Genomic DNA, 12322 nt, shown 5'->3' with positions numbered 1-12322 from the left:
GACCCGGCCCTGGCCCTGGTGCTGGAAGGCCAACGCCAGCTGTTCAGCAGCCGCCGTGAAGCCTTTGCCCGTGAACAAGCCGGTATTCGCGCCAACGTCGACGGTGCCACCTCGCAACTGAGCGGCATGCGCCGCGCCCGTACCGACCTGTCTGCCCAGGCGCAATCCCTGCGCGACCAACTGGCCAACCTGCAACCCCTGGCCGACAACGGCTATATCCCGCGCAACCGCTTGCTGGACTACCAGCGCCAACTGTCCCAGGTGCAACAGGACCTGGCGCAGAACAGCGGAGAAAGCGGACGCGTGGAGCAGGGCATTCTCGAATCACGCCTCAAATTGCAGCAGCACAGTGAGGAGTATCAGAAAGAAGTGCGCAGCCAGTTGGCCGACGCGCAACTGCGCAGCCTGACCCTGGAACAGCAACTGACCTCGGCGGGTTTTGATTTGCAGCACAGCGAAATCAATGCACCGGCCGATGGCATTGCGGTCAACCTCAGCGTGCACACCGAAGGCGCCGTGGTGCGCGCCGGTGAAACCCTGCTGGAGATCGTGCCCCAGGGCACGCGCCTGGAAGTGGAAGGGCGCCTGCCGGTGCATCTGGTCGATAAAGTGGGCACCCACCTGCCGGTCGATATCCTCTTCACTGCCTTCAACCAAAGCCGCACACCACGCGTGCCGGGCGAAGTCAGCCTGATCTCGGCCGACCAGATGCTCGATGAAAAGACCGGCCAGCCTTACTACGTGCTGCGCACCACGGTCAGCGAGGCTGCATTGGAAAAACTTCACGGCCTGGTGATCAAGCCGGGCATGCCCGCCGAGATGTTTGTACGCACCGGCGAACGCTCCTTGCTCAACTACCTGTTCAAACCGCTGCTCGATCGCGCCGGTTCTGCGTTGACTGAGGAATGAGCATGCGCGTTGTGTTCATTTCGTTGATGTTGGTGTGCGGCGTTTCCCAGGCAGCCATGGGGCCGTTTGATGTGTACGAGCAGGCATTGCGTAACGATCCGGTGTTTCTGGGCGCCATCAAGGAACGCGACGCGGGCCTGGAAAACCGCACCATTGGCCGTGCCGGGCTGCTGCCGCGGCTGTCGTACAACTACAACAAGGGCCGCAACAACTCCGAGGCGCACCTGCCGGACGGGCGCGGCGGCAGTTATCGCGACGACCGCAACTACAACAGCTATGGCTCGACCTTCAGCTTGCAACAGCCGTTGTTCGACTACGAAGCCTATGCCAACTATCGCAAGGGCGTGGCCCAGGCGCTGTTCGCCGATGAAAGCTTTCGCGACAAGAGCCAGGCGCTGCTGGTGCGGGTGCTGAGCTATTACACCCAGGCGCTGTTTGCCCAGGACCAGATCGACATCGCCCGCGCCAAGAAAAAGGCCTACGAGCAGCAGTTCCAGCAGAACCAGCACCTGTTCCAACAGGGCGAAGGCACGCGCACCGACATTCTCGAAGCCGAGTCGCGCTATGAGCTGGCTACCGCCGAAGAGATCCAGGCGCTGGACGAGCAGGACGCGTCGTTGCGCGAGCTGGGGGCGTTGATCGGCGTGCAAAGCGTCGACATCCACGACCTGGCGCCGCTGAACCAGAGCTTTGCTGCCTTCACCCTGACCCCGGCCAACTACGACACCTGGCATGAACTGGCGCTGAGCAATAACCCCACGCTGGCGTCCCAGCGCCAGGCCGTGGAAGTGGCGCGTTATGAAGTGGAGCGCAACCGCGCCGGGCATTTGCCCAAGATCACCGCGTATGCCAGCTCGCGCAAACAGGAGTCCGACAGCGGCAACACCTACAACCAGCGCTACGACACCAACACCATCGGCGTTGAAGTCAGCCTGCCGCTGTATGCCGGTGGCGGGATCTCCGCCTCCACTCGCCAAGCCAGCCGCGGCATGGAGCAGGCCGAGTACGAACTGGAAGGCAAGACTCGCGAAACCCTGATCGAACTGCGCCGCCAGTTCAGTGCGTGCCTGTCGGGCGTGAGCAAATTGCGTGCGTACCAAAAGGCCCTGACCTCGGCCGAAGCGCTGGTGGTGTCGACCAAGCAAAGCATCCTCGGTGGCGAGCGGGTCAACCTCGACGCACTGAACGCCGAGCAGCAGCTGTACAGCACCCGTCGCGACCTGGCCCAGGCCCGCTACGACTACCTGATGGCCTGGACCAAATTGCACTACTACGCGGGCAACTTGCGCGACACCGACCTGGCGAAAGTCGATGAGGCTTTCGGCCCGGTGAAATGAGCATCCATAAGAAGAATAAGGAGGGGTTAGATGATCACCCATTCACCACGTTTCAAACCGTTTACCGCAGGCTCGTTACTCCTGTTGTCCGTTGCGGCACAGGCGGCCTATACCGAAAACGGCCAAGCGGGTAACCCCGCCAGTTGGCGCTCCGCCGAGTTCCAGAGCGACTGGGGCCTGGGGCGCATGAAGGCGGATGAAGCCTATGCGGCCGGTATCACCGGCAGCGGGGTCAAAGTCGGCGCGCTGGATTCGGGTTTTGACCCCAACCACCCTGAAGCTTCCAAAGACCGCTACCACGCTGTCACCGCCAGCGGCACCTACGTCGATGGCAAGCCGTTCAGCACCACCGGCGCACTCAACCCCAACAATGATTCCCACGGCACCCATGTCACCGGCACCATGGGCGCAGCCCGTGATGGCGTGGGCATGCACGGTGTGGCCTACAACGCGCAAATCTACGTGGGCAACACCAACGCCAACGACAGCTTCCTGTTTGGCCCGACCCCGGACCCCAAGTATTTCAAGGCGGTGTACACCGCGCTGGTGGATTCCGGCGTGCGCGCCATCAACAACAGCTGGGGCAGCCAGCCCAAGGATGTCAGTTACCAGACCCTCGGCGACCTGCACGCCGCCTATGCGCAGCATTACAACCAGGGCACCTGGCTGGATGCCGCGGCGGATGTGGCCAAGGCCGGGGTGATCAACGTGTTCAGCGCCGGCAACAGCGGGTATGCGAATGCCAGCGTGCGCTCGGCCTTGCCGTATTTCCAGCCGGAACTGGAAGGCCACTGGCTGGCGGTGTCCGGCCTGGATAAAGCCAATAACCAGAAATACAACAAGTGCGGAATCGCCAAATACTGGTGCATCTCTACGCCTGGCGCGCTGATCAACAGCACCATTCCCGATGGCGGTTATGGGGTCAAGTCCGGCACCTCGATGTCGGCACCGCATGCCACCGGCGCGCTGGCGCTGGTGATGGAGCGCTACCCGTACATGACCAATGAACAGGCGTTGCAGGTACTGTTGACCACTGCCACGCAACTCGACGGCTCTGTCACTCAAGCACCGAATACCATCGTCGGCTGGGGCGTGCCGGACCTTGGCCGAGCGATGCATGGCCCGGGGCAATTGCTCGGCGCAATGAACGTCAACTTGGCGGCCGGGCAGGGCGATGTGTGGAGCAATGGTATCTCCGACCAGGCCTTGGTTCAGCGCCAGGCCGAAGACCGCGCCGAACACAGCGCCTGGCAGCAAACCCTGATCGACAAGGGCTGGCAGAACGGCGTGGGCGCGAATGCCAGCCAGCAGGACCAGACCGATTACGCCGTTGGCACTGCCCGTGATCAGGCCGCAGCCAACCGCGTGTATGAAGGCAGCCTGATCAAATCCGGCGCCGGCAGCCTGGTGCTCAGCGGCGACAGCACGTATCGCGGTGCGACCAGCGTCAATGGCGGCCTGTTGGCAGTCAACGGTTCGCTGACCTCGGCGGTGACCGTCAACAACAGCGGCACCCTCGGCGGCTCCGGGCGCATCGGCGCCTTGAGCGTCAACAGCGGCGGCACCGTGGCACCGGGTAATTCGGTAGGCACCTTGCAGGTGGCCGGTGATGTGAACCTGGGCGCAGGCTCCACCTATGCGGTGGAACTCACGCCCACCAGCAGCGACCGCATCGTCGCAGGCGGCAAAGCCGTGCTGGGCGGCGGCACCGTGACCCTGGCGCTGGAAAACAGCCCCACACTGCTCAGCCAGAGCCAAGTGCAAAGCCTGATCGGCCGCCAATACACCATCCTCCAGGCGGCGGGTGGCATTCAGGGCCAGTTTGGCCAGGTGCTGCCGAACTATCTGTTCCTCGGCGGCACCCTTGATTACGCCGCCAACGGCGTGCAGTTGGATGTGGGGCGCAATAACGCTGCGTTCGCCAGCGTTGCCGCCACGCGCAACCAGCGCAGTGTCGCGGCGGCGGCCGAGCAGTTGGGCGCCGGCAACCCGGTGTATGAAAGCCTGTTGCAGTCGGACTCGGTGGTCACGGCCCGCCAGGGCTTGCAGCAACTGTCGGGTGAGATCTACCCGGCGATTGGCGCGATGCTGATCAACGACAGCCTGCAGCTGCGCGATGCTGTAGGTGAACGCCTGCGCCATGTGCCGGTGAACGGCGAAAGCAACCTGTGGATCAAGGCCCTTGGCGCCTGGGGCAAGACCGACAGCCGCAGCGAAACGGCAGGCTCGACCACCTCGATTGGCGGTTTGCTCGCTGGTGTGGACGGCGCGCTGGATGAACAGACCCGCGTGGGTGTGGTTGCCGGCTACAGCGACAGTTCGCTGAACATGGGCAGTGGCACGCATTCATCAGCGTCCATCGACAGTTACCACTTCGGCGCGTATGCCGGGCGTGAACTGGGCGACTGGCGCGTCAGCGTGGGTGGTGCCTACAGCTGGCATCGCGGCGACGTAAAGCGTGACCTGCAGTACGGCGAAGTCAGCGGCAAGCAAAAGACCAAGCTGGATGCGCGCACGGCGCAGTTGTTCACTGAAGCTGCGTACCGCATTCACCTGCAACCGCTGGCGCTGGAGCCGTTCGCCAACCTGGCCTATGTACATCTGGACAGTGATTCCTTTCATGAAAAAGGCGCTGCGGCGGCGCTGGAACGTGGTAGCGATCGGCGCGATGCGGTGCTCAGCACCCTCGGTGTGCGGGCCTTGAAAACCCTGCCTCTGAATGACCATCAGCAGCTGGAACTGTCCGGTTCGCTGGGCTGGCAGCACAGCCTGACGGCGGTTGAATCCGAAGAACACTTGGCGTTTGTCGCCGGCGGGCCGTCTTTTGCCGTGCGCAGTTCGCCGTTGTTGCGCGATGCCGCGCTGGTCGGTGTGCAGGCCAGCCTGGCGCTGAGCAAGGCCACGCGGGTCAACCTGGATTACAACGGCCAGTTGGGTGGGCGTGCGAAAACCCAAGGCGTGGGGCTGAGCCTGAACTGGCAGTTCTAAACACGCCGCAGCGATGATCGTTCCCACGCTTTGCGTGGGAATGCCTCTTGTGACGCTCTGCGTCACGCTTTGGACGCAGAGCGTCCTGGGCTGCATTCCCACGCGGAGCGTGGGAACGATCAGGTTGGATTTCCAAAAAAGTGCAATAAGAAAACTAAGGAAGGTCACCGTGAACAAACGCAAACCAGGGTTAAATACCGCCACTCACACAGGCCCGGGCTACCCGCTCAAGGCTTTGAGCTGCGTGCCATACGGCGCGTTGCTGTGCTGCCTGGCAAGTCTGGGGACCGCCCAGGCCGCACCCTATGTGGAAACCGGCAAACTGGGCGATGCCGCCAGTTGGCGCAGCAACGAGTTCAAGGCCGACTGGGGGCTGGGCGCCATCCATTCAGACACTGCGTATGCCGCCGGCTACACCGGCAAAGGCGTCAAGCTGGGCATCTTTGACCAGCCGGTGTATGCGCAGCACCCGGAGTTCGCCAGCCCCAACAAGGTGGTGACGATTGTCACCGAGGGCATCCGCCAATACACCGACCCGTATATCCCGGTGAAGGCCGGCGATGCGTTCCGTTATGACGGCACGCCGTCCAAGGACTCCAACGGCAAGCTAGGTAACCACGGCACCCACGTCGGCGGGATTGCCGCCGGTAACCGTGACGGCGGGCCGATGCATGGCGTGGCGTTCAATGCGCAGATCCTCAGCGCCGAAAACGGCGACCCAGGCCCGGAAGACGGGATCATCCTCGGCAACGACGGCGCGGTGTACAAGGCCGGTTGGGATGGGCTGGTGGCCAGCGGCGCACGCATCATCAACAACAGCTGGGGCATCGGCATTGGCGATCAATACGCCAAGGGCGGCCGCGATCCGGCGTACCCCAACTTCACGGTCAATGAAGCCCAGGCGCAGTTCAACAACATCCGGCCGATCCTCGGCACGCTTGCCGGCGGCGCCTACCAAGGCGCAATCGATGCCGCCCGCAGCGGCGTGCTGACCATCTTTGCCGCCGGTAACGACTACAACCGCAACAACCCGGACGCGATGTCGGGTCTTGCGTACTTTGTGCCGGAAATTGCACCGAACTGGCTGTCGGTAGCCGCCTTGCAGCAAAACCCGGACACCGCGAGTGCCAACCCGTATGTGATCAGCACCTTCTCGTCACGTTGCGGTTATGCGGCGAGCTTCTGTGTGTCGGCACCCGGTACCAAAATTTTCAGCTCGATCATCAACGGCACCGACCTGAGCAACCTGACCACCGACTGGGCCAACAAAAACGGCACCTCCATGGCTGCGCCCCATGTGGCCGGCGCAGCGGCGGTGCTGATGGAGCGCTTCCCGTACATGAGCGGCGAGCAGGTCGCCACCGTGCTCAAAACCACCGCCACCGACCTTGGCGCGCCGGGCATCGACGCGCTGTATGGCTGGGGCATGATCAACCTGGGCAAAGCAGTCAACGGGCCAGGGATGTTCGTGACCGCTGAGGATATTCCTGCTGAGTTCCGTATCGACGGCGCCTATGGCAGCAGCCAGTTTGTCGCCGACCTGCCAGGCATTGGTGCGGTGGTGGATGCCGGTAAACCGACCCAGCGTCTGTGCACCGACGTGCATTGCGGCCTGGATGTGTGGAGCAATGACATTTCCGGCCATGGCGGCCTGACCAAGCAAGGCATCGGTACGTTGGTGCTGAGCGGCACCAACACCTACAGCGGGCCGACCCTGGTCAACCAGGGCTTGCTGGCGATTAATGGCTCGGTCACTTCCGACGTCACCGTCAGCCAGGCCGGCGTGCTCGGTGGCTCGGGCCGTATCGGCTCGCTGACTGCCAAAAGCGGCGGCACCGTGGCGCCGGGCAACTCCATCGGCACCTTGAATGTGGCAGGCAATGTCACCTTTGATGCGGGTTCGACCTACGCGGTTGAGCTGTCGCCCACCAGCAGCGACCGCATTGTGGCCGGTGGCACCGCCACACTCAATGGCGGTACCGTGACCCTGGCCCTGGAGAACAGCCCGACGCTGCTAACCAACGCCCAGGCGCAAAGCCTGATTGGCCGCCAGTACAACATCCTGCAAGCCGCAGGCGGTATTACCGGCAGCTTCGGCGCGGTGCTGCCGAACTACCTGTTTATCGGCGGCACGCTGAACTATGCCGCCAACGGCGTGCAACTGGACGTGGCACGCACCAACAGCTTCGCGAGTGTGGCGGTCACGCCGAACCAGCGTGCGGTCGCGGCGGCGGCGGACCAATTGGGCGCCGGCAATGCGGTATATGAAAGCCTGTTGCTGGCGCCCAATGCGGCCTCGGCCCAAGGCGCGTTCCAGCAGCTCTCCGGCGAAATCTACCCGGCACTGCAAAGTGCGTTAATCAACGACAGCCGTTACGTGCGCGAAGCCGTTGGCGAACGCCTGCGCAATGGCGAGATGGGCGCCAGCAGCGAAACCATCGACAGCCGTGGCAACGTGTGGGTCAAGGCCTTGGGCGCGTGGGGCAAGACCGACAGCCGCAGCGACACCGCGGGCTACACCACGTCGCTGGGCGGCATGCTCGCCGGTGTGGATGGCGCACTGGATGACTCGACGCGTATCGGTTTGGTCGCTGGCTACAGTGACACCTCCTTGAACATGGGCAACGACACCCATTCCCGTGCCTCGGTCGACAGCTACCACTTCGGTGCCTATGCCGGGCATGAAATCGGTGCCTTGCGCCTGAGCGGTGGGGCGACCTACAGCTGGCATCGCGCCGATGTGAAGCGTGACCTGCAATACGGTGATGTGGCCGGCAAGCAGAAGGTCAAAGTGGACGCGAGCAGCACCCAGGTGTTTGGTGAGGCGGCTTACCGCGTCAACCTGCAACCGCTGGCCCTGGAGCCATTCGCCAACCTGGCCTATGTGCATCTGGACACTGATGGGTTCACCGAAAAGCGTGACGCCGCCGCGCTCAAAGGCCATGACGACACCCGCGATGTGGTGCTGAGCACCCTGGGCGTGCGCGCCTTGAAGACCTTTAACGTGAACGATCACCAGCAACTGGAAGTGTCCGGCACCCTGGGCTGGCAGCACAACCTGAGCAGCACCGATTCCGAGCAGCACCTGGCGTTCGCTTCGGGCGGCCCTGCGTTCGCAGTGGAAAGTGCGCCGATGGTGCGCGACGCCGCGTTGGTCGGTGCGCGGGTCAGCCTGGCGCTGAGCAAGGATGCGCGGGTCAATTTTGATTACAACGGCCTGTTGGCCAGCAAGGACAAGGTCCACGGGGTAGGGTTGAGCCTCGACTGGGCGTTCTAAAAGGCTTCACACCTTGTATGAGGTTGGGCTTATGTGGGAGCCGGGCTTGCCCGCGATGCAGACACCTCGGTCGGTCAGTTGTACCGAGGTGAGGCTATCGCAGGCAAGCCAGCTCCCACATAGGCTCACTCACCACGAGGGCCACACGTGTTTTCGCTTTCTCTACAAATCCAACAACAGAGAGGCACTACCATGGGTATCTTTGACTATAAAAACCTCGGCACCGAGGGCTCCAAAACACTGTTCGCCGATGCCATGGCGATCACGCTGTATTCCTACCACAACCTGGACAACGGCTTTGCCGTGGGTTACCAGCACAACGGCCTGGGGCTTGGCTTGCCGGCCACGCTGGTGGGGGCGTTGCTGGGCAGTACTAATTCGCAAGGGGTGATCCCGGGGATTCCCTGGAACCCTGACTCGGAAAAAGCCGCGCTTGAGGCGGTGCAAAAAGCCGGCTGGACGCCTATCAGCGCCAGTGACCTGGGCTATGGCGGCAAGGTCGATGCGCGCGGCACCTTCTTTGGCGAAAAGGCCGGTTACACCACCGCCCAGGTCGAGGTGCTGGGCAAGTACGATGACGTCGGCAAACTGCTCGAAATCGGCATCGGCTTTCGTGGCACTTCAGGGCCACGGGAAAGCTTGATCACAGATTCCATCGGCGACGTAATCAGCGACCTGCTGGCGGCCTTCGGCCCCAAGGATTATGCAAAGAACTATGCGGGCGAAGCCTTTGGCGGCTTGCTCAAGAATGTCGCCGACTATGCCGGTGCGCATGGCCTGAGCGGCAAGGACGTGGTGGTCAGCGGCCACAGCCTGGGCGGGCTGGCGGTCAACAGCATGGCGGATTTAAGCAACAACAAATGGTCGGGGTTCTACAAGGACGCCAACTACGTGGCCTATGCCTCACCGACCCAGAGCGCGGGCGATAAAGTGCTCAATATCGGCTACGAAAACGACCCGGTGTTCCGCGCGCTCGACGGCTCATCCTTCAACCTGTCGTCCCTGGGCGTGCACGACAAACCCCACGAGTCGACCACCGACAATATCGTCAGCTTCAACGACCACTACGCCTCGACGTTGTGGAATATCCTGCCGTTTTCGATCGTCAACCTGCCGACCTGGGTCTCACATTTGCCCACCGGTTATGGCGACGGCATGACGCGCATCCTCGAGTCCGGCTTTTACGACCAGATGACCCGCGACTCCACAGTGATTGTCGCCAACCTGTCCGACCCGGCGCGGGCCACTACCTGGGTGCAGGACCTTAACCGCAATGCCGAACCGCACAAGGGCAACACCTTCATTATCGGCAGCCACGGCAATGACCTGATCCAGGGCGGCAAGGGCGCAGACTTTATCGAAGGTGGCAAAGGCAATGACACAATCCGCGACAACAGCGGGCATAACACCTTCCTGTTCAGCGGCCATTTTGGCAATGATCGGGTGATTGGCTACCAAACCACGGACAAGCTGGTGTTCCAGAATGTGGAGGGCAGCACCGACCTGCGTGACCATGCCAAAGTGGTCGGCGCAGACACGGTGCTGACCTTTGGCGCCGACTCGGTGACCCTGGTCGGCGTCGGGCACGGCGGCCTGTGGGCGGATGGCGTCAGCATCGGCTGATCAGTGCCAGTGTTGCCCCCGCCAGCCACCGCCCCAATACGGCCGGTGGGGGTAGCCGTAGCCATAGCTGTAAACAGGGTGTGGGTAGTAATAAGGCCGTGGGGCGTAACCCCAATGCCCGTAATAAACCGGCGGCGGCGGGGGAGCAACCACGATGACCCGCGGCGGCTGACGAATGATGATGGTATCGGCAAACGCCGGCGCGCTGGCCAGCGCCGCCAGGCTCAGGGGGATGAGTAACAGCGCGCGTACCGTCCGGGACATGAGTGCCATGGCCGTCTTTCTCCGTTCTACCGCCTTCGAAGATGAAGGCGGCTTATCGGTTGAACGCCGGGTTGGCGAAAATCCTTCGGTAAATAAATCTTCACCGACCAGCGGCGCAACGCTGCGACGGGTCCGGCAGGCCTCACGCGTTTAATCACTACCCGCGAGCTGTTTCGCGCGTCATGTGAGGAACCGAACATGTCCCGACTTCGATTGCTGCTGTGCGCCTTGGTGCTACTGGGCTTGAGCGGGTGCGCGGTGTACCCGGCCTATCCTGGCCCATGCTGCTACCGGCCGTACTACCACTCGTATTACTACCATCTCTACTATCACCCGTATTACCACCCGTACTACCGGTACTGATCGTTCCCATGCTCTGCGTCACGCTTTGGGACGCGGAGCGTCCTGGGCTGCATTCCCACGCGGAGTGAGGGAACGATCAAACAAAAAGCCCCGCATTGCGGGGCTTTTTATGTTCAGGCGATTGCTTTCACTTTTCGCTGCGTACCGTCGCAACGTCATCAGCCTTGATGCGGATGTGCTTGCCGGCGATGTCGGTGAATTCATAGAACCCATCGGCTGTCTTGGTCTTGGGGGTGTCCTTGGTCAAATACTGCGTGCCATTTTGCAATGTCACTACGGTTTGCGTGGAGCAACCGGCCATTAGCAGAAAAGTGAGTGCAACCAGCGGCAGACCCAAATTCTTCATGTTCATTACCCTTACCTTTAACCCTGAAAAGTCCCGCGCCTAAGGCTTCGGGCCACAAATGTTACGCCATCAACTGTCCTATCTGATCACTTTTATACAAAAAGTTGCGTGGGCCATTTATCTATTACTGATTGCAACAGCCCGCCGCTGGCGGCACTCTGTATGCATAACCAGTATTTGATCAGTGCGCGACATGGCCAATCCCCTCGACGATCCCTTGTATTACCTGCATAACTTCCGCCAAGTCCTGCTGTGGCTGGGGCAGCGTTATGCCGATTTGCTCGACCCGGATGAAATGCAGTTTATTCAGCAATTTGACAGGTTACCGCAGCCGTCCCAGGCGTTATTGGTGCGCATGGTGATGCGCAAGGGCGCGCATTTTCGTGCGAGCAAACTCAATTACCTCGAAATTGGCTGCACTCACGCGGCGGCGCTTGCACTGGTGCAGCAGGGCTGGGTGGCTCAGCAGAGCCAACTGGGTTTTGATGAGCTGTTCGCACTGCTGCAAAAAGGCGAAATCCTCGCCGCCTTCGCGCCGTGGATTGACCAGCCCAAAGGCAAGAAGGCCGACTGGCTGGAAGGGCTGGCGGCGCAGTTCACTGAGTCACGCAGCTTTGCCCAGTGGTGCCCCGAACTGAGCGACACGCTCTACAGCCTCACCGTGATGGACCTGTGCGACCGCCTGCGGCTGATGTTCTTCGGCAACCTGCACCAGGACTGGTCGGAGTTCGTGCTGGCTGACCTGGGCATCTACACCTACGAAAAAGTCGAGTTCTGCGCCGAGTCCCGTGGCCTGCGCAGCCGTGACGATGTGCACGGTTTTCTGTTCCTGCACCAATGCCAGCAGGCCTTCGAAGCCGGCCAGGCGCTGGACGAGGTACTGGCGCAGATCGTGCTGCTTGCCACGGATAACCCGTGGCTGGAAAAACGTCGGGCCAAGTTACTGTTCCAGATCGGCCACTATTGCGAACGCAGTGCCGAGCTGGAATTGGCGGCGCAGATCTACCGTGATTGCACCTATCCCGGCGCGCGCTCGCGGTTGATTCGCGTGCTCGAACGCCAGGAGGATTACGCTCAAGCCATGGCCCTGGCGTGCGCGGCGCAGCAAGCACCGCAAAGCGCTGCCGAACAGCAACACCTGCTGCGCGTGCTGCCACGCCTGCGGCGCAAGCTCGGTGAACCGGCGCTGCCCAAGGTCAAGCCGCGTGAGGTCTC

At 62.0% G+C, this 12322-nt stretch carries 8 protein-coding genes and 1 pseudogene; 7 read left to right on the top strand and 2 right to left on the bottom strand.

What is annotated here, in order from left to right; translation table 11 throughout:
• The 5 genes from FEM54_RS11835 to FEM54_RS11815 all read left to right on the top strand — a co-directional run.
• The coding region (locus tag FEM54_RS11835; RefSeq protein ID WP_138451004.1) for an HlyD family type I secretion periplasmic adaptor subunit at positions 1–909 on the top strand (909 nt) is incomplete at its 5' end.
• A gap of 2 nt (positions 910–911) precedes the next feature.
• Positions 912–2246, top strand: a complete 1335-nt coding sequence (locus FEM54_RS11830) for a TolC family outer membrane protein (RefSeq protein ID WP_017135593.1) — start codon at positions 912–914, stop codon at positions 2244–2246.
• A 30-nt stretch (positions 2247–2276) separates the two neighbouring features.
• Positions 2277–5234: an autotransporter serine peptidase EprS gene (gene eprS, locus FEM54_RS11825; protein ID WP_138451002.1), complete on the top strand. Its 2958-nt coding sequence runs from the start codon at positions 2277–2279 to the stop codon at positions 5232–5234.
• A gap of 169 nt (positions 5235–5403) precedes the next feature.
• Complete coding sequence (locus FEM54_RS11820; RefSeq protein WP_138451000.1) at positions 5404–8511, top strand: autotransporter outer membrane beta-barrel domain-containing protein; 3108 nt, start codon at positions 5404–5406, stop codon at positions 8509–8511.
• A 192-nt stretch (positions 8512–8703) separates the two neighbouring features.
• Positions 8704–10134, top strand: coding sequence for a polyurethane esterase (locus tag FEM54_RS11815; RefSeq protein WP_138450998.1), 1431 nt, complete (start codon positions 8704–8706; stop codon positions 10132–10134).
• Here the strand turns inward: FEM54_RS11815 and FEM54_RS11810 are convergent, their stop codons facing one another.
• Positions 10135–10407 carry a DUF3300 domain-containing protein gene (locus FEM54_RS11810; RefSeq protein WP_138450996.1) on the bottom strand — a complete coding sequence of 91 codons (273 nt, stop codon included), beginning with the start codon at positions 10405–10407 and terminating at the stop codon, positions 10135–10137.
• A 189-nt stretch (positions 10408–10596) separates the two neighbouring features.
• Between FEM54_RS11810 and FEM54_RS33985 the strand changes: the two genes are divergently transcribed.
• Positions 10597–10761: a hypothetical protein gene (locus FEM54_RS33985; protein ID WP_171045822.1), complete on the top strand. Its 165-nt coding sequence runs from the start codon at positions 10597–10599 to the stop codon at positions 10759–10761.
• A 127-nt stretch (positions 10762–10888) separates the two neighbouring features.
• Here FEM54_RS33985 and FEM54_RS11805 read toward each other — a convergent pair whose 3' ends face one another.
• Positions 10889–11113 (bottom strand): YgdI/YgdR family lipoprotein, encoded by a 225-nt coding sequence (locus FEM54_RS11805; protein WP_017135598.1) that lies wholly within the window; start codon positions 11111–11113, stop codon positions 10889–10891.
• A 187-nt stretch (positions 11114–11300) separates the two neighbouring features.
• Here FEM54_RS11805 and FEM54_RS11800 point away from each other — a divergent pair.
• Positions 11301–12322 (top strand): annotated as a pseudogene (locus FEM54_RS11800) (VRR-NUC domain-containing protein); the annotation flags it as partial.

The organism is Pseudomonas edaphica (genome assembly GCF_005863185.1).
Taxonomy (GTDB): Bacteria; Pseudomonadota; Gammaproteobacteria; order Pseudomonadales; family Pseudomonadaceae; genus Aquipseudomonas; species Aquipseudomonas edaphica.
Note: the sequence above shows the minus strand (reverse complement) of the source record. Positions and strands in the feature narration are given on the sequence as shown.